Genomic DNA, 23807 nt, shown 5'->3' with positions numbered 1-23807 from the left:
CGTGTTCCCGACTCTATCAGACTCTTTCGCGTCCGACTTCCTCGGCGCTTTCCAGTTCCTCGCTTTCGCGTTTCCCTTTCCGGCGATTCCGACTTTATCAGAAGTTCTGAGTCGGAATTCCCGCCCCGCTCGGGTGGCACCGGGCGCACCAGTGCGCCGGGCTTCCCGTTCAGGAGGAGACGTAAACGTACTGGAGCGGAGCGCCTCGATGCAAATCGAGGGGCTCCGCTCCCCGTTGGGGCCGTCAGACCTCTACGACGACCGGCAGGATCATCGGACGACGGCGGTACGTGTCCGAGACCCACTTGCCCACCGTGCGGCGGATGAGCTGCTGGATCTGGTGCGTCTCCAGGACGCCGTCCTGCGCCGACTTGGCGATGGCCTCTTCCATCCGCGGGACGACGGCCGCGAAGGCCGAGTCGTCGATGCCGGAGCCGCGGGCGTGGATGTTCGGGCCGCCCACGACCTTGCCGGTGGCGGTGTCGACCACGACGAACACCGAGATGAAGCCCTCTTCGCCGAGGATGCGGCGGTCCTTCAGGTGGGTCTCCGTGACATCGCCGACCGAGAGGCCGTCGACGTACACATAGCCGGCCTGGACCTTGCCGACGATCTTCGCGCGGCCCTCGACCAGGTCGACGACGACGCCGTCCTCGGCGATGACGATGTGGTCCTTGGGGACACCCGTCAGGGCACCGAGCTCGGCGTTGGCCCGCAGGTGGCGCCATTCGCCGTGGACCGGCATGAGGTTCTTCGGCTTGCAGATGTTGTAGAAGTACAGCAGCTCGCCGGCCGAGGCGTGACCCGAGACGTGGACCTTGGCGTTGCCCTTGTGGATGACGTTGGCACCCCAGCGGGTCAGGCCATTGATCACGCGGTAGACCGCGTTCTCGTTGCCCGGGATGAGCGACGAGGCCAGGATGACGGTGTCGCCCTGGACGATGCGGATCTGGTGGTCGCGATTGGCCATGCGGGAGAGCGCGGCCATGGGCTCGCCCTGGGAGCCCGTGCAGACCAGTACGACCTCGTGATCGGGGAGGTCGTCGAGGGTCTTCACGTCGACGACCAGGCCGGCCGGGACCTTCAGGTAGCCGAGGTCGCGGGCGATGCCCATGTTCCTGACCATCGAGCGGCCGACGAAGGCCACGCGGCGGCCGTACTCGTGGGCCGCGTCGAGGATCTGCTGGATGCGGTGCACGTGGCTGGCGAAGCTGGCCACGATGATGCGCTTCTGGGCGTTCGCGAAGACCGTGCGCAGGACGTTCGAGATGTCGCGCTCGGGCGGTACGAAGCCGGGGACCTCTGCGTTCGTCGAGTCGGAGAGGAGGAGGTCGATGCCCTCCTCGCCGAGCTTGGCGAACTTCGGGAGGTCGGTGAGGCGGCGGTCCAGCGGGAGCTGGTCCATCTTGAAGTCGCCGGTGTGGACGACCATGCCCGCCGGGGTGCGGATGGCGACGGCCAGCGCGTCCGGGATGGAGTGGTTGACCGCGACGAACTCGCAGTCGAAGGGGCCGACGCGCTCGCGGTGGCCCTCGGTGACCTCGAGGGTGTACGGGCGGATGCGGTGCTCCTGGAGCTTCGCCTCGATGAGGGCGAGCGTCAGCTTGGAGCCGATCAGCGGGATGTCCGGCTTCAGGCGGAGCAGGAAGGGGACGCCGCCGATGTGGTCCTCGTGGCCGTGCGTGAGCACGATGCCCTCGATGTCGTCGAGGCGGTCCTTGATGGACGTGAAGTCCGGCAGGATCAGGTCGATACCGGGCTGCTCCTCCTCGGGGAAGAGCACGCCGCAGTCGACGATGAGCAGGCGGCCGCCGTACTCGAAGACCGTCATGTTCCGGCCGATCTCGCCGAGACCGCCGAGCGGGGTGACGCGCAGACCGCCCTTGGGGAGCTTCGGCGGGGTACCGAGTTCAGGATGCGGATGACTCAAAAGACTCTCCTCACCACACACGCCACGTACCGCTGAGGCACGTGGCGCGCATGACATTCGTGCACTTGCTGTTGTGTGTGGGATTCCTGCGTATTCAGTTGTGAAGTCTGGTTAGAGGGCCACTCCGCCGGCCGCGAGGTCCCGCTTGAGCTGTGCCTCTTCGTCGGGCGTCAGCTCCACCATGGGAAGGCGCAGCGGGCCTGCGGGCAGGCCCTGGAGGGCGAGGGCGGCCTTGGTGGTCATGACGCCCTGGGTGCGGAACATGCCGGTGTAGACCGGGAGCAGCCGCTGGTGGATCTCCGTCGCCTTGCGTACGTCGCCGGCGAGGTGTGCCTCGAGGAGGGCGCGCAGCTCGGGGGTGACCACGTGGCCGACGACCGAGACGAAGCCGACGGCGCCGACGGACAGCAGGGGGAGGTTCAGCATGTCGTCGCCGGAGTACCAGGCGAGGCCGCTCTGGGCGATGGCCCAGCTGGCGCGGCCGAGGTCGCCCTTGGCATCCTTGTTCGCGACGATCCGCGGGTGCTCGGCGAGCCGGACGAGCGTCTCGGTGCTGATCGGCACGCCGCTGCGGCCCGGGATGTCGTAGAGCATCACGGGGAGCCCGGTGGCGTCGGCGATGGCCGTGAAGTGGCGGAGCAGGCCCTCTTGCGGGGGCTTGTTGTAGTACGGCGTCACCGCGAGCAGGCCGTGCGCGCCGGTGCGCTCGGCGGCGCGGGCCAGCTCGAGGCTGTGGCGGGTGTCGTTCGTGCCGACGCCGGCGACGACGTGGGCCCGGTCTCCTACGGCCTCCAGTACGGCTCGTACGAGGTCGTTTTTCTCCGCGTCGCTGGTGGTCGGGGACTCGCCGGTGGTGCCGTTGACGATCAGCCCGTCGTTGCCGGCGTCCACCAGGTGGGCGGCGAGGCGCTGGGCGCCGTCGAGGTCGAGTCCGCCGTCCGCCGTGAAGGGCGTGACCATGGCGGTGAGGACCCGCCCGAAGGGAGTCTGCGAAGTGGAGATCGGAGCCATGGGTAACACGCTACTCGCTGCTCAACGCGTCGTGTCCCCTCGGGGGAGGTCGGACGTACGGGAAGAGTGGAACCCGGCACTGCCTGCTCGGGGGTTCAAGCAGTGCCGGGTCCGTTTGATCAGCCTAGATGAAATTCTCGAACTGCGGCAATACGGACACTTCGGACGGTGGATCCGTACATCAGTCCTCGGGCCGGCCCACGGGCCCTACGGCGCGACCCGGCCGTTGGCGTTGAAGGCCGCGTAGGTGAGGGGCATGAGCGTGGCCCACTGGGCCTCCATCTGCTCTCCCACCATCTCGATCTCGCGCTGCGGGAAGGACGGCACCTTGGCCAGCTCGTGCTGGGTGCGCAGGCCGAGGAAGTGCATGAGCGAGCGGGCGTTGCAGGTGGCGTACATGGAGGAGTACAGACCGACGGGCAGGACCGCGCGGGCCACCTCGCGGGCGACTCCGGCGGCCAGCATCTCCTGGTACGCCTCGTACGCCTGGCGGTAGGAGTCCTCCATCGCGCGGGTCGTGAGCTTCTGCTGCTCCGGGGTGCCCGCGACGAACTCGTACTTGCCGGGGCGGCCCTGCTGGACGAGCTTGCGGGACTCACCGGGGATGTAGAAGACCGGCTCCAGCTCCCTGTAGCGGCCGGATTCCTCGTTGTACGACCATCCGACGCGGTGCCGCATGAACTCGCGGAAGACGAAGATCGGGGCGCTGATGAAGAACGTCATCGAGTTGTGCTCGAAGGGGCTGCCGTGACGGTCGCGCATCAGGTAGTTGATCAGGCCCTTGGAGCGCTCGGGGTCCTTGCTCAGCTCCTCCAGGGACTGCTCGCCGGCGGTCGAGACCCGGGCGGCCCACAGCACGTCGGAATCGCCGGCGGTGTGCTTGACCAGGTCGACCGTGACGTCGCTTCGGAAGTCGGGCTTGAGGGTCTCGGTGGGGGTGCCATCAGGGGTAACAGTCACCGGCGGGTCCTTCCATGTACATCGCTCGGGCGCCCCACACTCTACGGGCCGCCGCCGCCCGCGAAGGCCGGTGCGACCCCGGCGGCGGTCGGGGGACATTGTTCGGCCGATTCAGGGAAATCGGGCACCAAGCGACAGCTTTGTACGTCTGTCCCTGTAGAAGCCCTAGTACCAGATCAAAAAGAGCAAAGGAGTGCGCCCCATGTTGCGCCGGCGAGAGTCCGTCCCCTTCGCGTTCGTCGCGGAGGCCGACCGATTCCGCAGTAATGTCACCCCTCCGCCCCCCGAACGTCCGAGCGTGTCCGAGGTCGTCGGACGTACGCTCATCGGTCTCACCGTCGTCGCCGGTCTGGTGGGATCGCTGCTCTTCGGGCTTCCCGCCCTCGACCCCGCGCAGGGGCCGGGCGTGACACAGAAATCCGAGGCCGCTGACGGGCGGTGACTCGTCCGGGCCCCCTGGGGTGGCCGGGCGAAGACCTGCTGGGTAGCCTCACCGGGCACAGCCCAATCGAGCGTGCTGGTGAGTGAGGATCAGTCGTGCCCCTGCCCTTTCTGACGGCCGACCGTGCGTTCGAAGTGTCCGGTGAGACGTCCGACGACGTCGCGCTGCCCTTCGACGATCACGATCAATGGCGCCGGCCCTACCGCCCCGGCCCCTGGCGGGTGGGAGCGGCAGCCCTGCTGCTGCTCCTCGCGTCCTTCGTGCTGCTGGCCGCGATGGTCATCGCCTTCACCGGAGCGGTGTCCGCCGCGGTCTGTTTCGGCCTCGCCGCCGCTCTCATCGGCTGCGCGCTGCGGTTGCTGCGGGTGGGCGCCTGGGTCAGCCGGCACGGGCTGCGGCGCGTGGGGTTCTTCTCGACCACCACGGTGCCGTGGGCCCGGGCGACGCACGTGCGTACGGTCCAGCAGCCGGTGCGGTGGCTCGGGCTGCCGCGCACGGTGCAGGGGCAGGCGCTCGTACTCCACGGCCGGGACGGTGAGCGGCTTCAGCTGCTGACCGATCACAACGCGGACTTCCTGTCACGGGTCGAGGCGTTCGACCGGGCCGCCGACACGGTCGAGGCGTGGGGCGACGAGTACCGGCCGGCCCCGGTCGCGTAAGGCAGGGGAATGGGGGGCGTCCGGCCGGACGCCCCCCATTCCCCTGCCTACCTGCCCTCGTGGAGGGCGATCGCCCGCTGCATCGCCTTGCGGGCCCGCGGGGTGTCCCGCGCGTCGTAGTAGGCGATCGCGAGGCGGAACCAGGACCGCCAGTCGTCCGGGGCGTCCTCGGTCTCCGCGCGGCGGCGGGCGAAGACCGCGTCGGCGGAGTCGCGGTCGATGCGGCCACTGGGCGTACGTACCAGCTCGTCCACGGGCAGGCCGCCCTCGGCCTCCAGCTTCGCGGACAGCGCGTCCGCCTTGCGGGCGAACTGCGTGGTCTGCCAGAGGAACCAGATGCCGAGGCCCGGCAGGACCAGCACCGCGACGCCGAAGGTGACGGTGAGGGCGGTGCCTTCCCGGATGAGGAAGTACCCCCTGCTGCCGGCCAGGACGAAGTAGACGACCAGGACGGCGGCGAGGACGAAGTAGGTGATCTTTGCGCGCATGGCTCTTGCTGCCGTCAGTTCAGGTCGAGGAAGTTTTCCAGGCCGAAGGTGAGGCCGGGAGTGGTCACCACGCGGCGCGCGCCGAGCAGGATGCCCGGCATGAAGCTGCTGTGGTGCAGGGAGTCGTGGCGGATCGTCAGGGTCTCGCCCTCGCCGCCGAGGAGCACTTCCTGGTGGGCGAGGAGGCCGCGCAGCCGGATGGCGTGCACGGGTACACCGTCGACGTCCGCGCCGCGGGCGCCGTCGAGCGCCGTGGTGGTGGCGTCGGGCTGGGGGGCGCTGCGGGCCTCGGCGCGCGCCGCCGCGATGAGCTGGGCGGTGCGGGTCGCGGTGCCCGAGGGGGCGTCGGCCTTGTTCGGGTGGTGCAGCTCGACGACCTCGACGGACTCGAAGTACGGGGCCGCCTGCTGGGCGAACTTCATGGTCAGGACGGCACCGATGGAGAAGTTCGGCGCGATGAGCACGCCGGTCTCCGGGAAGGTCTCCAGCCAGGAGCGGAGCTGCGCGAGGCGTTCGTCGGTCCAGCCGGTGGTGCCGACGACGGCGTGGATGCCGTGGCGTACGCAGAAGTCGAGGTTGCCCATCACCGACGCGGGGGTGGTGAGCTCGACGACGACCTGGGCGTCGGCCTCGACGAGGGCTTCGAGCTTGTCGCCCCGGCTCAGCGCCGCCACCAGTTCCATGTCTTCGGCGGCCTCGACGGCCCGTACGGCCTCGGAGCCGATTCGGCCCTTGGCACCGAGAACGGCCACGCGCAGCTTGCTCATTGTTGCTTCTTTCTGGAGGGCTCTAGGCGACTGATTCGTGCAGGCGGTCGGCCTGCTTGTCCTTCAGCGGGCCGATGACCGACAGGGACGGCCGGTGGCCCAGGACGTCGGCGGCGACCTCCCGTACCTCGTCGGGGGTCACTGCCGCCATCCGGGCGAGCATGTCGTCGACGGAGATGTGCTCGCCCCAGGCCAGCTCGCTCTTGCCGATGCGGTTCATGAGCGCGCCGGTGTCCTCCAGGCCGAGGACGGTGGAGCCGGAGAGCTGGCCGACGGCGCGGTCGATCTCCTCGTCGGGCAGACCGTTCGCGGCGACCTTCTCCAGCTCGTCGCGGCAGATCTTGAGCACGTCGTGCACCTGGCCGGGCCGGCAGCCCGCGTACACGCCGAACAGGCCGCAGTCGGCGAAGCTGGAGGTGTACGAGTACACGCTGTAGGCCAGGCCGCGCTTCTCCCGTACCTCCTGGAAGAGGCGGGACGACATGCCGCCGCCGAGAGCCGTGTTCAGTACGCCGAGCGCCCAGCGGCGATCGTCGGTGCGGGACAGGCCCGGCATGCCGAGGACGACGTGCGCCTGCTCGGTCTTGCGGTTCAGGTGCTCGACGCGGCCGGCGGTGCGGATGACGCGGGAGCCGTCGCGCGGGTCGAGCGGGACCGCGTCCGTACGGGACAGGGCGCCGGCGCGCTCGAACGCCTTGCGGACCTGGCGCACGACGGTGGCGTGGTCCACGTTGCCCGCGGCCGCGACGACGAGGTGCGTCGGGTCGTAGTGCTTCTTGTAGAAGCGGCGGATCCGGTCGGCGGACAGGCCCTCGACGGTGTCGACGGTGCCGAGGACCGGGCGGCCCAGCGGGGTGTCGCCGAACATCGTCCTGGCGAACAGGTCGTGGACCACGTCGCCCGGGTCGTCCTCGGTCATCGCGATCTCTTCGAGGATGACGCCGCGCTCGGCGTCGACGTCCTCGGCCCTGATCAGGGAGCCCGTCAGCATGTCGCAGACGATGTCGATGGCGAGGGGGAGGTTGGTGTCCAGTACACGGGCGTAGTAGCACGTGTACTCCTTCGCCGTGAAGGCGTTCATCTCGCCGCCGACCGCGTCGATCGCGGACGAGATGTCGAGGGCACTGCGCTTCTCGGTGCCCTTGAAGAGGAGGTGCTCCAGGTAGTGCGTGGCGCCGTTCAGCGAGGGCGTCTCGTCGCGGGAGCCGACGTGCGCCCAGATGCCGAAGGTGGCGGACCGTACGGAGGGCAGGGTCTCGGTGACGACGCGCAGACCGCCGGGGAGGGTGGTCCTGCGGACGGTGCCGATGCCGTTCTGGCCCTTGAGCAGCGTTTGGGTACGGGCGACGGCCCGCCCCTCCGAGGAGGTGCGGGCCGTCGTCACGGAACTACGGGACGTCACTTGTCGGTGTCGTCCTTGTCGGCCTCGGAGCCCTCTTCGCCCTCGATCACGGGGACGAGGGAGAGCTTGCCGCGCGAGTCGATCTCGGCGATCTCGACCTGGACCTTCTGGCCCACGCCGAGCACGTCCTCGACGTTCTCCACGCGCTTGCCGCCGGCGAGCTTGCGGATCTGCGAGATGTGCAGCAGACCGTCCTTGCCGGGCATCAGGGAGACGAAGGCACCGAAGGTGGTGGTCTTGACGACCGTACCCAGGTAGCGCTCGCCGACCTCCGGCATGGTCGGGTTCGCGATCGCGTTGATCGTCGCGCGGGCCGCCTCGGCCTGCGAGCCGACCTGGGCACCGATGTAGATGGTGCCGTCGTCCTCGATCGTGATGTCCGCGCCGGTGTCCTCCTGGATCTGGTTGATCATCTTGCCCTTGGGGCCGATGACCTCACCGATCTTGTCCACGGGGATCTTGACGGTGATGATCCGCGGGGCGTTGGGGGACATCTCGTCCGGCGTGTCGATCGCTTCCATCATCACGTCGAGGATGTGGAGGCGGGCGTCGCGGGCCTGCTTGAGGGCCGCGGCCAGGACGGAGGCCGGGATGCCGTCCAGCTTGGTGTCGAGCTGGAGGGCGGTGACGAATTCCTTCGTACCGGCGACCTTGAAGTCCATGTCGCCGAACGCGTCCTCGGCGCCGAGGATGTCGGTGAGGGCGACGTAGTGCGTCTTGCCGTCGATCTCCTGGGAGATCAGGCCCATGGCGATACCGGCGACGGGGGCCTTGAGGGGCACACCGGCGTTCAGCAGCGACATGGTGGAGGCGCAGACCGAGCCCATGGACGTCGAGCCGTTGGAGCCGAGAGCCTCGGACACCTGGCGGATCGCGTACGGGAACTCCTCGCGCGTCGGCAGCACCGGCACGATGGCGCGCTCGGCGAGCGCGCCGTGGCCGATCTCGCGGCGCTTGGGCGAGCCCACGCGGCCGGTCTCACCGACGGAGTACGGCGGGAAGTTGTAGTTGTGCATGTAGCGCTTGCGGGTCACCGGGGAGAGGGTGTCCAGCTGCTGCTCCATGCGGAGCATGTTGAGGGTGGTGACGCCCAGGATCTGGGTCTCGCCACGCTCGAACAGCGCCGAGCCGTGCACGCGCGGGATGGCCTCGACCTCGGCGGCGAGCGTACGGATGTCCGTGACGCCGCGGCCGTCGATGCGGACCTTGTCCTTGATGACGCGCTCGCGGACGAGGTGCTTGGTCAGCGCGCGGTACGCACCGGAGATCTCCTTCTCGCGACCCTCGAACTGCGGGAGCAGCTTCTCGGCGGCGATCTCCTTGATGCGGTCGAGCTCGTTCTCGCGCTCCTGCTTGCCGGCGATGGTGAGCGCCTGCGTGAGCTCGGACTTGACGGCGGCGGTCAGCGCCTCCAGCACGTCGTCCTGGTACTCGAGGAAGACCGGGAACTCACCGGTGGGCTTGGCGGCCTTGGCGGCGAGGTCCGACTGGGCCTTGCAGAGGACCTTGATGAACGGCTTCGCGGCCTCGAGACCGGCGGCGACGATCTCCTCGGTCGGGGCGTCGGCGCCGTCCTTGACGAGCTGGATGGTCTTCTCGGTGGCCTCGGCCTCGACCATCATGATCGCGACGTCGCCGTCCTCCAGGACGCGACCGGCGACGACCATGTCGAAGACGGCGTCCTCGAGCTCGGTGTGCGTCGGGAAGGCGACCCACTGGCCCTTGATCAGGGCCACACGGGTGGCGCCGATCGGGCCGGAGAAGGGCAGGCCGGCCAGGATCGTGGAGCAGGAGGCGGCGTTGATCGCGACCACGTCGTACAGGTGGTCGGGGTTGAGCGCCATGATCGTCTCGACGATCTGGATCTCGTTGCGCAGGCCCTTCTTGAAGGAGGGGCGCAGCGGGCGGTCGATCAGGCGGCAGGTGAGGATCGCGTCCTCGGAGGGCCGGCCCTCACGACGGAAGAAGGAGCCGGGGATCTTTCCGGCTGCGTACATCCGCTCCTCGACGTCCACCGTCAGGGGGAAGAAGTCGAGCTGGTCCTTGGGCTTCTTCGAAGCGGTGGTGGCCGACATCACCATGGTGTCGTCGTCCAGGTACGCCACGGCGGAGCCGGCGGCCTGCTTGGCGAGGCGGCCCGTCTCGAAGCGGATGGTGCGGGTGCCGAAGGAACCGTTGTCAATGACGGCCTCGGCGTAGTGGGTCTCGTTCTCCACTAGCGTTATCTCCGATACTTTTCGTCTTTCGTCCCCGTCGCCCGTGTGGCGGGGGGACAGTGGCGGAGAAGCGCTTCAGCTGCGGGCCGGTCTTCGATCGAAGACCCCGGTGTCGATGTGCTCCGGGGGCCACTACCGAGGACCGGCGGCGGGGAAGCCGCTTCTCGCGTGTTTCTGTGTTGCGTTGTACGACCAGACTACTGAGCGTCCGGTACGTCACGCACGTACAGCAAAGGGAGCGGTCCCCTGGAAGTGGGGTACCGCTCCCTTCACGACGTCCGTCTTACTTGGCGCCGCCGGCCGCGCCACGGCGGATGCCGAGGCGGTCGACCAGGGCACGGAAGCGCTGGATGTCCTTCTTGGCCAGGTACTGCAGCAGGCGGCGACGCTGGCCGACCAGGATCAGCAGACCACGACGGGAGTGGTGGTCGTGCTTGTGCGTCTTGAGGTGCTCGGTGAGGTCCGAGATCCGGCGCGAAAGCATGGCGACCTGGACCTCGGGGGAGCCGGTGTCGCCTTCCTTCTGAGCGAACTCGGTCATGATCTGCTTCTTCGTAGCGGCGTCGAGCGGCACGCGTACTCCTCTTGGTCTTCGTATTGCCACCGAGTGCCCCAGGTCGAATTCTCTGGGGAGCTTCCGTTACTCGGGAGGCGGGGATCCGCTGGGCGCAGCCTCCGGATGTCCGGGGGCGCATACACAAGCGGCCGTCATGCAGCTTACCAGCAGATGCGAGCGCCCCCGACGGCGGCCCGTGGGGGCGCGGACCGGCGGGGGCGTACGGGTGCGGGTCAGACGCCGCCGCGGACCTTGGCGTACACGTCGAGGACCGCCAGGCAGATCGGGATCAGGGAGAGCAGGACCAGCGAGTCCGCCAGGTCCAGCATGCGGCCCCAGAAGGGTGACAGGCCCTTCTGCGGAACGATCAGGGCGATGGCGATCAGGAGCATCGCACCGGCGGCGACCGAGGCGCCGAGCCACAGGGTCCGTACGTCGACGGCCGCGGAGTCGCCCTTGGCCAGGTCGACGAGGATCTCCATGGGCGGCGAGATCGCGAGGCCGAGGATCAGCAGGCCCATGGTGAGGACGCCGGCCACGAGCAGGCAGGTGACCTGGGCGGTGTAGCGGAACAGGCGGGCCCGCAGCATCGCGGCCAGCGCGGTGACCAGGGCCATCAGCTGGGCCCAGCCGCTGTCGCTGAAGCCGAGCACCGCGCCGCCGGCGCCGAGGATGACGACGGCGCAGCCGCCGACGAGGCCGAGCAGCAGCTCGTGGCCGCGGCTGGTCTGGGCGACGATGCGCTGTACGTCGACGGCCTCCTGGCTGCCCTCCTGGCCCTCGCGGCGGGCCCTGGCGAGGTCCTCCGGGTTGCGGAAGCCGATCGGCAGCTTGGCGAACCGGGCCGACCAGCCCGGCAGGAAGCCGACCACGGCCAGGGCGACGACCGAGGTGACGGCGGCGATCTCGCGGGGCTGCGCCTCGGTGAGCACTCCGCCGAACGCGGCGAGGGTGCCGATCGCGGCGGCGAGCGCCGCGGCGACGAAGGGGGCGTCGCCCTGCGGCAGCAGCATGATCAGTACGACGGAGAAGATCAGAACGGCGACGCAGCCGACGAGGAACTGGAGCCGGCCGGGGCCCTCGCCCGCGTCCTGCGGGAGGACGCCGGAGCCGGCGATGAGCGCGTGCGGCAGGGCGGCGATGCCGAGGGCGACGGCGGATGCCCGGTCGTCGTACACCCGGCCGCGCACACCGGCGAGGGCCGTCAGCGTCAGCGCGACCACGCCGGCGACGATGCCCTGGAGTCCGTGCATGTCGTGGCGGAGCGGGTCGGCGAACCAGAAGACGAAGCCGAGCATCGCCAGCAGCAGGACGCCGGACACGAGGCCGGCGACCCGCATCAGGTTGTCGTTCCAGCCGCGCAGGTCCTGCTTGACGGCGGTGGCGACCGCGTCGACCACGTCGTCGTGGACGGCCGGCGGCAGCGAGTCGGCGAACGTGCGCAGCAGCAGCACCTCGCCGTCCCTGACGCGGTGTTCCAGCAACGACCGGCTGGCGTCGAGGACATGGCCGTCGCGGCGCACGAGGTGGTAGCCGGCGAGGCTGCCGTCGGACTGGGCCATGCCCGAGAGCCTGATGATCTCCGGATAGATGTCCTGGATCGGCAGGTCCTCCGGCAGCGCCACATCGATACGGCTGTCCGGCGCTGCGACGGTGACTCGGCAGAAACCCGTCGATGTGCCCGTGCTCACCTGGTAGTTCCCCCTGCTAGACAAGCTTCTTTACGCCGCTCGTACGACGCGGAGCGCCACCTTATCGTCCGCCCCGGGGGGCACAGGTCCCGCCTCCCTCATTCCTCCTCGCACTCCCCCGCATCTCCACGCTCCTGCCTCCCGGCGGTCTCGGGCGTGACAGTAGGATCAGCGGCTACGCGTGCCTGCTTTTCGGGCCGGGGGTCCGGGGGTTGCACCCGGGAAGAAAACACAGCAATCGCGAAGGATGAGTGCATCGGTGAGCGTCGTCATCATCAAACGGCAGCCGCGGATCCAGCCGCCTGCTGTCCCGGACGGCGAGGTCAAGCTGGAGTCGCCGCCAGAGATTCCGCGGGAGGGTGACGACAGTGTGCTGATGAACCTGCTGCCGATGATGGGCATGCTGGGTTCTGTCGGCTTCTTCTTCATGCCGAACCTCCCCTCCTATATGCGGGTGGTCGGCGGGCTCATGCTGGCCTCGACCCTCGCCATGGGCATCGCCCAGTTCGCCAAGTCCCGGCAGGGCGGCGGCGCGGGGATGGCGCAGGACCGGCGTGACTACTTCCGCTACCTGGAGCAGGTCCGCAAGGACGTGCACAAGACGGCCGAACTCCAGCGCCGTACGCAGCTCTTCCAGCACCCGGACCCGGACCAGCTGTGGGCGCTGGCGGCGGACGGCAAGCGGCTGTGGGAACGCCGCCCGACGGACGCCGACTTCGCGTCCGTCCGCATGGGGCTCGGCAGCCAGCAGCTGGCAACTCCCCTGGCCGCGCCGGAGACCGCTCCCAAGGAGGAGCTGGAGCCGCTGACGGCGGCGGCCATGAAGGCCTTCCTCGACGCGCACGGCAGCCTGGCCGACCTGCCGGTCTCCGTCTCGCTGCGCGCCTTCTACCACGTGGCGGTGGCCGGTGACACCGACACCGTGTACGGCAACGCCCGTGCGGCGATCGCGCAGCTCGCGACGCTGCACTCCCCGGAAGACCTGATGATCGCCGTGGTCGCGCACCCCTCCGCCGCAGCGGACTGGGACTGGATCAAGTGGCTGCCGCACAGTCAGCACCCGAAGGCCAAGGACGGCGCGGGCTCGGCCCGGCTGCTCTTCGACGACCTCGGTGAGCTCGAGGAGGCGCTGGAGGACCAGCTGGGCGACCGGCCGCGCTGGAACCGGGACGCGAATCCCGTGTACGACCAGCCGCACGTGATCGTGGTGCTCGACGGCGGCACCGTACCGCCCGACTCGGGCCTCGCCGGTGCGGAGGGGCTGCAGGGCGTCACGTTCCTGGAGATCGCGCCCGGTGAGCTGGAGGACGAGCTGCGCGGCGGTCTGACCGCGTACGTGAAGCCGGACCGCATGAAGCTGTACGTGGGCCACGAGTCGGCGTACAGCGGCAAGCCCGACGTGCTGAGCCCGGAGCAGGCCGAGTCCCTGGCCCGGCAGCTCGCCGCCTTCCGGGTCGGCACCGCCGAAGAGGGCGAACCGCTGCTGTCCAACCTCGACTTCACCGACCTGATGGGGATCGGCGACGCGGGTTCGGTCGACGTCTCGCGCACCTGGCGTCCGCGCACGCTGCACGAGCGGCTGCGGGTGCCGATCGGTGTCGGCGAGAACGGCGAGCCGGTCATGCTCGACCTCAAGGAGGCGTCGCAGGAGGGCATGGGACCGCACGGCCTGTGCGTCGGCGCGACCGGCTCCGGCAAGTCCGAGGTGCTGCGTACGCTGGTGCTCGGTCTCGCGGTGACGCACTCCTCGGAGACGCTGAACTTCATCCTCGCGGACTTCAAGGGCGGCGCGACCTTCGCGGGCATGGTGGACATGCCGCACACCGCGGCCGTCATCACCAACCTGGCGGACGACCTGACGCTCGTCGACCGCATGCGCGACTCGATCATGGGTGAGATGCAGCGCCGCCAGGAGCTGCTGCGTACCGCCGGCAACTACGCGAACATCCACGACTACGAGAAGGCGCGGGCGGCCGGTGCCGCGCTCGAACCGCTGGCCTCCCTGGTGATCGTGCTCGACGAGTTCTCCGAACTCCTCACCGCCAAGCCCGACTTCATCGACATGTTCATCCAGATCGGCCGCATCGGCCGTTCGCTGGGCGTGCACCTGCTGCTCGCCTCGCAGCGGCTGGAGGAGGGCAAGCTGCGGGGTCTGGACACGTACCTGTCGTACCGGATCGGTCTGCGTACGTTCTCCGCCGCCGAGTCGCGTACGGCGATCGGCGTCCCGGACGCGTACCACCTGCCGTCGATTCCGGGTTCGGGCTATCTGCGGTACGACACCGACACCATGGTCCGCTTCAAGGCGGCGTACGTGTCGGGTCCGTACCACGGTGAGGGTCCGTCGCGGGTGCACCGCTCCACCCAGCTGCGGCCGGCGCTGTTCACGGCGCAGCACGTGGCGCTGCCGCCGCAGCCGGTGGTCGAGGAGCCGGAGGCCGGGAACCGGGTCGACGACGCGCTCGCGGACACCGTGCTCGACGTGATCGTCGCCAAGATGGAGAACCAGGGGCCGCCGGCGCACCAGGTGTGGCTGCCGCCGCTGGAGGAGGCGCCTTCGCTGGAGCAGCTGCTGCCGGCGCTGGCCGTCACGGCGGAGCGCGGTCTGACCGCGCCGGAGTACACGGCGCTCGGGCGGCTCAACGTGCCGGTCGGTCTGGTGGACAAGCCGTTCGAGCAGCGGCGTGACGTGCTGTACCGCGACTTCTCGGGCGGCGCCGGTCACGGTCTGTTCGTGGGCGGGCCGCAGTCCGGAAAGTCGACGCTGCTGCGTACGCTCATCTCGTCGTTCGCCTTCACGCACACGCCGAGCGAGGTGCAGTTCTACTGCCTGGACTTCGGCGGCGGCGGTCTGATCGCGATGGAGGACCTGGCGCACGTCGGCGGGGTCGCGAACCGGCTCGACGGCGAGAAGGTCCGCCGTACGGTCAGTGAGGTCGAGGGCATCCTCAACGCGCGCGAGGAGTACTTCCGCGCGAACAACGTCGACTCCATCCAGACGTACCGGCAGCGCCGGGCGGCGGGGCAGCTGCCCGACCAGCCGTGGGGTGACGTCTTCCTGGTCATCGACGGCTGGGCGACGTTCAAGACGGACTACGAGATGCTCGAGGCGAGCATCACGGACATGGCGATGCGCGGCCTCGGCTTCGGTGTGCACGTGATCCTCACCGCGAGCCGCTACACCGAGGTGCGGCCCGCGCTCAAGGACATGCTGCAGAACCGCATCGAGCTGCGGCTCGGTGACCCGACCGAGTCGGAGATCGACCGCAAGGTGGCGCAGAACGTGCCCGCGTCCGTCCCCGGTCGTGGTCTGACCACGGACAAGCTGCACTTCATGACCGCGCTGCCGCGGGTCGACGGCTCTTCGGAGACGGAGGACCTGGCGGAGGCGACGGGCGTACTCATCCGGGGCATCAACGAGAACTGGCAGGGCGCCCCGGCTCCGACGGTGCGGCTGCTGCCGAGGATCCTGGAGGCGGACCGGCTGCCCAAGGGGTTCGAGCAGCCCGACCGCGGCGTCGCGTTCGGCATCGACGAGTCGGCGCTCGCGCCGGTGTTCATCGACTTCGAGACGGACCCGCACTTCATCGTGTTCGGTGAGAGCGAGTCGGGCAAGTCGTCGGTGCTGCGGCTGCTCATCAAGCAGATCACCGAGCGGTACACGCCCGAGCAGGCGAAGATCGTCATGGGCGACTACCGGCGCGCGCACCTGGAGGCCGTACCGGACTCGCACCTGTCGCGCTACTGCGCGTCCGCGCCGGCGCTGACGGAGACGCTGGAGGGCCTCGCGGGGTCGCTCAGCCGGCGTATGCCGGGGCCGGACGTGACGCCGGAGCAGCTGCGCAACCGCAGCTGGTACAACAGCCCGGACGCGTACGTCATCATCGACGACTACGACCTGGTGGCGACCGGCATGAACCCGCTGTCGCCGCTGGTGGAGTACCTGCCGTACGCCCGTGACGTGGGCCTGCACGTCATCATCGCGCGCTCGGCGGGCGGAGCGAGCCGGTCGCTGTACGAGCCGGTGATGCAGCGTCTGCGGGAGCTCGGGGCGCAGGGTCTGGTGATGTCCGGCGACCGGTCGGAGGGCGCGCTGCTGGGCAGCATCACGCCGTCGCAGCTGCCGCCGGGGCGCGGGTACTTCCACACGCGGCGCAGGAGCGGGCAGATGGTGCAGGTGGGGTGGCTGCCTTCGCGGTTCTGACGGCTGCGGCTGTGCGCGTGTGACGGGAGGGGCGGAGTGTGACGAGAGGGGCGGCGGCCGGTGGGCGCCGCCCCTCCCCCGTATCCCTTGGAGGGGGCGCGGCTCGGGCGTTAGGCTGACGCTGCGACATACGTGCGGTGTGGCGGACACGGGGGGCAGTTGTGGCGGGGGACGGGGTGAGGGTCGATGCGTCGGTTCTCAAGGGTGAGGGCTTCCACATGTTCGAGGTGGGGCAGGACTTCGCCCTGGCCGCGAAGGCGCTCTTCGAGGGGCTGAACGCCATTGAGGAGGACTCGGGCAAGACGCCGCCGTGGGGCGACGAGGAGATGGGCGAGCACTTCGGCGTCGTCTACGAGGGCCTGCGCGACGGCATGAAGGACTCGATGCCCAGCCTGGCGAAGCGGATCGCGGGCATGGGTCTGAAGTTCACGACGATGGGTGTGAACCACGAGAAGCACGAGGCGGAAGAGGACGCGAAGTACGCGGCGCTGACGTCGCAGCACGAGGCCGACGGCGGCGCGAAGGTGAACAACTTCAGGTCGGTGTGAGGCGCCGGTGCGTCTGCGGTGCTGCTGATGTGCTGAGCCCTACCGACGGATGAGGTCGGCGGTCAGCGAACGGCGGCCGGCGTACGGGCGTCCGTACAGCGCATGGGCCTCCTGCCGGACCGCCCGAGCACGTCTACGATCGACGTCGAGTCAGCACACACGGCCCCAGGATCTCTTGCCGACGATTGTGTCGGCGAGTTCTCACCCAAGGCAACGCGAGTCAGGCAAGGACACCACCCATGACCCCGGAGACACCCGCCCCCGAGCCCCAGGTCCCGCCCACCACTCCGGAGCAGGCTCTGGAGATCGTCCGCAGCCGTTACGCCCAGCCCAAGCTGGCGGACGGCACACCGGCCCCGATGCACGTCCACGAGTTCGACATCGGCTACCTGGTGTACGCGACCTTCCCGCCGACCACCGACGCGGCTGGCCGGCCTCGGCCGGCACAACCCGGCGGCAGCAAGATCGTGGTGGCCAAGGACACCGGCGAGACCGTGACCGTGCCCAACTACCCGACGCAGAAGGCCGTCGCGCTGTACCGCCGGCAGCGCGAGGCGGGCGCGTAGGGACCGCCGCCACGACAGCCGCCGCGGCACGCACACCTTGTTCACCGGATCCGCCCTGTTCGCAGCACGGTTGTGACAGGAGCGGGCTCCAGCAACGGTGGTGATGGTTAGTAAGCTCTAGCCACAGCCGTACTTCGTGTGATTCTCCTGTCGTTGGGGGACGTTGTGCGGCGGTTGCCTATCGGGGGTGTGGCGCGCTGTGGCGATGATGTTGCCGGATGAGCTCGAGTGGGTCCTGAAGATGCTCGGCTACAACTGGCCGACAGCGAACGAAGACCTGCTCAGAGACTCCGCCGCGCTGTGGCGGAAGTTCGGTGACGACGCCCAGAAGCTGCGAATACGGGCGGACACGAGTGCACGGACGGTGGTCGCGCACAACGGGGGCGAGTCCATCGACAAGTTCACGACCCACTACAAGAAGTTCTCCGACGGCTCGGACGGCTACCTCGCCAATGCCTCCGAAGCCGCCTACATCATCGCGAACGCCTTCGAAGCCGCCGCCTACATCGTCGAGTTCGCCAAGTACGCCATCATCGTCCAGCTGATCGCATTGGCCATCCAGATCGCCGCCGCAGCCGCCGCATCGATCGTCACGTTCGGCCTCTCCGCAGCCGCCGGAATGGCCGCCACCCAGATCACACGCCTCGCCGTACGACGCATCCTCGACGCACTCAAGGACGCGCTGATACAGGCCGTCATCGAAATGATGAAGGAACCAGCGGTCTCCGCCGTCCAGGCCATGGTCACCGACCTCGTGAGGCAGTCCGTCAACGTCGGCTTCGGCACGCAGGAAGGCTTCGACCTTGGCAAGACCGTCAAAGCCGGCGCCAAGGGCGGCTGGGAAGCCATCAAGCAGAGCCCGCAGACGTTTGCCGAAGGTGTGCGCGACGGCCTCGGCAAGAAGGCCGGCAGCAGCATCCGCGACGGCATCGACAGTGGCTACAACAGCAGCATGGACGCCTACGCCAACCGCAACAATCCCAGTGCGGGCAGCGGTGACGGGGGCAACGGCGACGGCTCGGGGAGTGGCGGCTCGGGGAGTGGCGGCTCCTCCTCCGACGGCTCGAACTCGTCGGCTTCGGGTGCGTCGGGCTCGAACTCCTCCTCGTCCAGTTCATCGGGCACTTCCAACTCGTCGGGCGCATCCAACTCGTCGGGCCCGTCCGGCTCCTCCAACTCGTCCGGCCCGTCCAGTTCCCCGGACTCCTCCAGCTCGGACTCGTCGACGACCTCACGGTCGAGCACCAACACGGGCAACACGAACATCGGTGGCGGCATATCCGCCGACGGCGACGGTCCGGCGGCCTACAACGCCCCCGACCTCGGGAGCTTGCCGAACACCGACCCCGGGAGCAGCACCCCGGACTCGTCACCCAGCACCTCGGACACCGGGCAGAGTCCTTCCTCCTCGAACTCGCCCGCCCGGCCGACCCTGTCGGACTTCGACGACCCTTCGCCGAGCAACACGGCGCCCTCCCCGTCCCCGACTGGGGACACCAGCAGCAACACCCCCAGCGCGGGTGACAACCGCGGCGGCTCGCCCTCAGCCGGCGGCCTCACCTCACCCACCCCCCAATCGGCGCCCACGCCGACGGGCGGCAGCACACCCTCCTCCACGAGCAGCGGCGGCTCGATCAGTACGTCCATCGACAGCCTGGCCGCCAGCATCCCCACCCAGTCGAACGCCGCCCCGGCGCCCACCACGGCGGACCCGTCGACCTCGGCCGGTCCCCGCCCGGACGGCAACTCCTCCATGCCGACCTCACCCACACCGCCCTCCACGGCGGCAGACGGCGGAGCGGGGGCGCGTACGGGTACGAACACCACCCCCGGCGGCTCCCCGTCCGGTACGAGCCCCACCAGCCCGAACCCCTCGCAAGGCCCGCCCAGGACCCCGTCCGCCACCCCGGGCACACCCAACCCGACCGGTACGGGCCCCGCCTCCACCCCGAGCCCGACACCGTCGACACCGCCCCGCACGCCGACACCCTCGGCCGACGTACGTACCCCGGGCGCGACGCCCGGCGCCGTGACGAGCCCCACCGGAAACACCCCTGGCGGGGCGAACACCCGCACTCCGGGAACGCCCCCGACCACACCGGGCACGAGTGACGGCCGCACCCCGAACCCGAACACTCCCGCCCCGACCGGCGGTCGTACGCCGAACACGCACACCCCAGGCCCGGACGGCAGCCGTACGCCGCCCCAGAGCACACCGGCCCCGGCCGGCGGACGGCCTTCCGCCCCGACGCCCACCACGCCGAGCTCGACAGAGGGCCGCAGCCCCCACACGAGCCCGAATCCGGGCTCCACCACGCCGAACCAGGACCCGCGGCAGCCTGCCCCGCCCACGAACACGACGCCGCCCAGGACCCCGACGGCGACTCCAGCGGCGACGCCGGGTGCGGCCAACACACCCGGCAACGGAACTCCGGCTCGTACACCCGACGCCGCACCGCCTCCGGCGGCCGGCAACAGGCCGACCGCGTCGCAGTCGGGTACGAGCACCGCCCCGCCACGGCCGCAGCAGCCGGCGGGCAACGCTCCCCACACGCCGAGTAGGCCGGACACACCCAACACGCCGCAGCAACCCGCCAGCGGCAACCCCGGCACGCCGTCGAACACCCCTAACCAGCAGCAACAGCAACCTCAGGTGACTGCGGTACCGATTCACACCGCGGTGCCCACCCCGAGTCCGGCGGGACAGGCGTCGAGCCCCCCTCCGTCCGGCCCGAAGGAGCCCGGTTCGCCGCAGGCCGACCCCGGCACGCCCGACAAGCCGGAGCCGGAGCCGGACAGCTTCAACGACATCCGCGACGACTTGGACCACTCCCCAGGAGGGCTGAGGGAGCCCGACCCGCAGGACCAGCAGATCCTGGCGAACGCCGTGCCGAAGAACCCTGACGGCACCCCTCAGCGGTTCCCCGACCCGTTCGGTCCTTGGAGCCAGCTCCAGAACGACGGCGGCAACCAGGTGCCTGGGCGCAGCAACAACTGCGCCGACTGCTCACGCTCCTTCCTGGAGACCTGGTACGGAAACCCGCAGGTCTCCGCCCCTCGCACCCTGGACGCCGACGAGGACGGAAACCCCGACCCGTTCTCGCCGGAGAACAACGCGAACGAGAATCAGATGCGCTGGGCGGGCACGCCGTACACCTACTCCGGACCCGGCGACGACCCCAACACCGCAGCGGGCATCGTGTGGGACCTGGAGCAGGCCGGTCACGGCGCGGCGGCCATCGTGCATGTGGACTGGGCCGACGGCAGCGGCGGCCACGCCTTCAATGTCGTCAACCACAACGGCACCGCCATCTGGGTCGACACCCAGAGCGGTGAGGTAAGCCACGAGCCGCTCCACATCGCCGACGCGGAAAACGTCTGGCACATCCCCTTGGACGCCGACCGGAACCCGATCCTCCCGCCGGAGACCGAGACGGACGGCTCGGACGAGACGACCGACGACTCCGACCAGACGACGGACGACTCCGGAACGGGGACGGACGACTCGCACGGAGGGAGCAATGACTCCCCTTCGTCGGAGAACGGGCAGAGCGCCCCCGAGAACGACTCTTCGGGCCCTCAGGGCCAGCCCAAGGCCGGTGACGCGACCGGTAACTCCAGCACCCCGGACAGCCGGCCCGGCCGGGCCACGCCCCCGGCCGGAGACACCGGCAGCTACCGCTCGGAGCAGAGCTCTACGCCGAACCCCACCAGCACGGGCCTCTCGTCCACCCCAAGCCCGACGGCGTCAACCACGCCGACACCGTCGCCGGACAGCCGCGCCCCGGGACCGGACGCCCGTACCCCGGATCCCAACCAGCCGGCCCCCGGCACGACACCGGCCAGTTCGACCACCACACCCGAAACCTCGCCCGGCCGGACACCGACTCCTCAGGCGAACACACCGAACACCAGCACGCCGAACTCGCCGAACTCGCCGAACTCGCCGAACTCGCCGAACAGCGGTACGCCCAGCCCGGGAACGACGCCGACGACGCCCAACTCGAATCGTCCGGAACCAACCACCCCGCACCAGGACCCGAGGCAGCCCGCGCCGCCGAGGGACACCCCGTCACCCACCCACATGCCGACGGCGACACCGAGCCCGGCCACCCCTGACGCCGCCACCCCCGGCCAAACGCCCGAAAGCGCGTCGTCGCCGAACAGCAGCACCCCGAGCACTCCCCACCAGTCCGAAGCCACTTCTACGCCGGCCTCGGCCACACGCGACAGCACGCCTCCAGGCGGCGTCACCGACCCGACGCGCGCGGAACAGGACGCCCTGGAGAACTCCGTCCCCCGGGACGAGAACGGCGACCCCACCCGCCCGCCGGACCCCGCCGACGGCCCCTGGGTCCAGAACATCAACGGTGGCGGACCCGACACCCCCGGCCGGAACAACAACTGCGTCGACACCGCCCTGTCCACCGTCGACACCTACTCCGGCAACCCCACGGCCGCAGGCGCGCGTACCCCGGACCTGGATGCGAACGGCAACCCGTCGGACCGTGGCGAGAAGGGCGGCCGCGACCGAATAGAGAACGCCCTCGGCACCCGCTTCAGCGACATGGGCAACGGCCGTGACGCGTTCAACCGCCTGGAGAACACCCTCCAGCAGAGCGGCCACGGCTCGCAGGCCGTGATCATCACCCAGGACGCGAACGGCCGTGCCCACGCGTGGAACGCCGTCAACCACAACGGCAAGATCACCTACATCGACGCCCAGACGGGGCAGCAGAGTTCGAAGCCTCTGCACAGGGGGGACAACGGAGTCTTCGCGATTCCGCTGGACTCGGACCGCCGACCGGTACCCACACATTCCTCGGAGTCCGGCCGGCGATCCCAGCCTGACTCCATTCGGCCCTCGTCCGCCACACCGGAGGGGGCAGGGCGGCGTCCGAGTGCCGAGCCCGCGGGGCAGCCGGGTGATCCGGCCGGGAAGGACGACCCGCACAACTCGAAGGACCCTGCGGACGGCACGGATTCCACGGACAAGGACGGGAAGAAGGATCCCGACGACCGTCCGTACACCGAGCCTCATGACCGGGGCACAAGTGACACAGCGGACGAGAGCCAGAGGGTCACCGAGGGTGGACCGGAGAGTGACGCTTCCCGCACCCACGAGGACCGGGAGAAGCCCACCTCGCGGGAGTACGGCATCGAGCCCGACGCTCTCCAGCAAACGATGCGTCAGAACCGTGAGGTGCACCGAGTCGACCTGGACAGGGTCCACGACAGCCTCGACCGCTGGGCGGACTCCGGCGAACTCGCACGTGTGCTTCGGGAGACAGAACGCGGTCCCGGTAACCAACCGCACGCCTTCACCAGGGACCAGCTCAGCAATGGCCTGAAGGGCTTCGGCAACCTGTCCCGGGGCGAGCAGCAAGCCGTCGTGGCGTCACTGGCCAGGCTCAGCTTCTCGTTCCACCAGCAGCACAGCGTGGGCCAGAACCCCGAACGCGTACAGCACCCATACCGTGAGCCCGGCGAGCCCGCACCCGAGCCGGGGACGAAGGACCGCGGGGGAAAGAAGTCAGGGGAGTCCCTGGGCGTAAAGCTGCATCGGAAGTTCGTCAACACGATGTTCAAAGCGGCGGAGTTCAAGAACCTTCCCAAGGACCAGTCGGATGCGCTCAGGCGCCACGGGCCCGACTTCTCCGGCAAGAACTTCGCCGTACTCGAAGTAAAGGGGCCGCCGCCGGACCACGAGGTCACCTATGTCGTGGATTCATCCGTGCCCGCGTCGCTGCCAGGAGTCACACCCCGCCACTCGGAACAGCATTTGCTCGACTGGTTGCAACGCGTGGACCCTGACGGCACCCAGTACACGCCCGTGGGCCTCTACACGGAGCGCGAACCGTGTGGTCAGGGCCAGGGGCACATGAAGTGCTCCAACGTCCTGCAGCACGAGCGTTTCGCCGGTACCCCGATTCACTACAGCGCCACTTATCGGGACGATCCGGCTGGCGTGCAGCAACGCGATGCCATGCTTCCCGATAAGCAAGCAGCCGTCGACGCTGTGGGCGACCTGTCGGACCAGGAGGTGAAGGAAGAGTTGAAGCGTCGCGTGGCCGAGAAGCTCGTTCCGCATTCGAAGGCTCTCGAACCGAACCTGCAGACGGTCGATGGCATGTCCGCAGAGGCTGCGCGGGCCCGTTTGGTGAACGAGGTCAAGAACGAACAAGACCGCCTGCGCGACGCCGTAGAGACCCATAAAGAGCGGGCGATTGACGCAGAAATGACCCGCCACATGGATGTCCTAGAACGGACGTGGGGCAAACTCCGCCTCCAGCTTGTCCCGCCTGCCCCTGGTTCGCCACCGGGACAGACGCCCGAAGCCGGCAACACTGACCACGATTAGGCTGAT

Annotated in this window: 15 protein-coding genes; 6 read left to right on the top strand and 9 right to left on the bottom strand. The window is 69.4% G+C overall.

Annotation, left to right across the window (positions count from 1 at the left end; genetic code table 11):
* Positions 1–244: 244 nt before the first annotated feature.
* The 3 genes from IE185_RS08890 to thyX all read right to left on the bottom strand — a co-directional run bounded on the left by IE185_RS08890 (position 245) and on the right by thyX (position 3901).
* Entirely contained in the window at positions 245–1930 is a 1686-nt protein-coding gene (locus IE185_RS08890) for a ribonuclease J (protein WP_138895368.1), read from the bottom strand.
* Between the two features lie 111 nt (positions 1931–2041).
* Entirely contained in the window at positions 2042–2941 is a 900-nt protein-coding gene (dapA, locus tag IE185_RS08885) for a 4-hydroxy-tetrahydrodipicolinate synthase (protein ID WP_138895369.1), read from the bottom strand.
* 207 nt (positions 2942–3148) lie between these two features.
* Positions 3149–3901 (bottom strand): FAD-dependent thymidylate synthase, encoded by a 753-nt coding sequence (gene thyX / locus IE185_RS08880; RefSeq protein WP_138895370.1) that lies wholly within the window; start codon positions 3899–3901, stop codon positions 3149–3151.
* Between the two features lie 202 nt (positions 3902–4103).
* On the opposite strand from thyX, the gene IE185_RS08875 reads away from it, so the two are divergent.
* The gene (locus tag IE185_RS08875; RefSeq protein WP_138895371.1) at positions 4104–4343 is read left to right on the top strand and encodes a hypothetical protein; all 240 of its coding nucleotides are present in this window, start codon (positions 4104–4106) and stop codon (positions 4341–4343) included.
* A 95-nt stretch (positions 4344–4438) separates the two neighbouring features.
* A complete protein-coding gene (locus IE185_RS08870; protein WP_138895372.1) occupies positions 4439–5002 on the top strand; it encodes an SCO5741 family PH domain-containing membrane protein in 564 nt (187 codons plus the stop codon).
* 47 nt (positions 5003–5049) lie between these two features.
* Here IE185_RS08870 and IE185_RS08865 read toward each other — a convergent pair whose 3' ends face one another.
* From IE185_RS08865 to eccD, 6 genes are all read right to left on the bottom strand, one after another.
* Entirely contained in the window at positions 5050–5490 is a 441-nt protein-coding gene (locus IE185_RS08865; RefSeq protein ID WP_138895373.1) for a tetratricopeptide repeat protein, read from the bottom strand.
* A gap of 14 nt (positions 5491–5504) precedes the next feature.
* The gene (gene dapB / locus IE185_RS08860; protein WP_138895374.1) at positions 5505–6257 is read right to left on the bottom strand and encodes a 4-hydroxy-tetrahydrodipicolinate reductase; all 753 of its coding nucleotides are present in this window, start codon (positions 6255–6257) and stop codon (positions 5505–5507) included.
* Positions 6258–6279: 22 nt separating this feature from the next.
* Positions 6280–7659, bottom strand: a complete 1380-nt coding sequence (locus IE185_RS08855) for a M16 family metallopeptidase (protein ID WP_138895375.1) — start codon at positions 7657–7659, stop codon at positions 6280–6282.
* Positions 7656–9875 (bottom strand): polyribonucleotide nucleotidyltransferase, encoded by a 2220-nt coding sequence (locus tag IE185_RS08850; protein ID WP_138895376.1) that lies wholly within the window; start codon positions 9873–9875, stop codon positions 7656–7658. The genes IE185_RS08855 and IE185_RS08850 overlap by 4 nt, the downstream gene beginning before the upstream one ends.
* A gap of 283 nt (positions 9876–10158) precedes the next feature.
* Positions 10159–10449 carry a 30S ribosomal protein S15 gene (rpsO, locus tag IE185_RS08845; RefSeq protein WP_018551846.1) on the bottom strand — a complete coding sequence of 97 codons (291 nt, stop codon included), beginning with the start codon at positions 10447–10449 and terminating at the stop codon, positions 10159–10161.
* Positions 10450–10664: 215 nt separating this feature from the next.
* Entirely contained in the window at positions 10665–12122 is a 1458-nt protein-coding gene (gene eccD, locus IE185_RS08840) for a type VII secretion integral membrane protein EccD (protein ID WP_138895377.1), read from the bottom strand.
* Positions 12123–12381: 259 nt separating this feature from the next.
* Between eccD and eccCa the strand changes: the two genes are divergently transcribed.
* From eccCa to IE185_RS08820, 4 genes are all read left to right on the top strand, one after another.
* Positions 12382–16326: a type VII secretion protein EccCa gene (gene eccCa / locus IE185_RS08835; protein ID WP_138908049.1), complete on the top strand. Its 3945-nt coding sequence runs from the start codon at positions 12382–12384 to the stop codon at positions 16324–16326.
* 176 nt (positions 16327–16502) lie between these two features.
* Positions 16503–16874, top strand: coding sequence for a hypothetical protein (locus IE185_RS08830; protein WP_138909827.1), 372 nt, complete (start codon positions 16503–16505; stop codon positions 16872–16874).
* 239 nt (positions 16875–17113) lie between these two features.
* Complete coding sequence (locus tag IE185_RS08825; RefSeq protein WP_138909826.1) at positions 17114–17440, top strand: SUKH-4 family immunity protein; 327 nt, start codon at positions 17114–17116, stop codon at positions 17438–17440.
* Between the two features lie 205 nt (positions 17441–17645).
* On the top strand, positions 17646–23801 hold the full coding sequence (locus tag IE185_RS08820) for a toxin glutamine deamidase domain-containing protein (protein WP_189714938.1): 6156 nt from the start codon (positions 17646–17648) through the stop codon (positions 23799–23801).
* Positions 23802–23807: the final 6 nt, after the last annotated feature.

The organism is Streptomyces chryseus (genome assembly GCF_014650755.1).
Classification (GTDB): domain Bacteria; phylum Actinomycetota; class Actinomycetes; order Streptomycetales; family Streptomycetaceae; genus Streptomyces; species Streptomyces chryseus.
This window is presented reverse-complemented; position numbering and strand designations above follow the sequence as displayed.

Bases quoted from the DNA above. Each gene is read 5' to 3' on its own strand.
- IE185_RS08825 (WP_138909826.1), top strand. From the start codon at position 17,114: ATGACCCCGGAGACACCCGCCCCCGAGCCCCAGGTCCCGCCCACCACT.
- IE185_RS08865 (WP_138895373.1), bottom strand. From the start codon at position 5,490: ATGCGCGCAAAGATCACCTACTTCGTCCTCGCCGCCGTCCTGGTCGTC.
- dapB (WP_138895374.1), bottom strand. From the start codon at position 6,257: ATGAGCAAGCTGCGCGTGGCCGTTCTCGGTGCCAAGGGCCGAATCGGC.
- IE185_RS08820 (WP_189714938.1), top strand. From the start codon at position 17,646: ATGATGTTGCCGGATGAGCTCGAGTGGGTCCTGAAGATGCTCGGCTAC.
- dapA (WP_138895369.1), bottom strand. From the start codon at position 2,941: ATGGCTCCGATCTCCACTTCGCAGACTCCCTTCGGGCGGGTCCTCACC.
- IE185_RS08875 (WP_138895371.1), top strand. From the start codon at position 4,104: ATGTTGCGCCGGCGAGAGTCCGTCCCCTTCGCGTTCGTCGCGGAGGCC.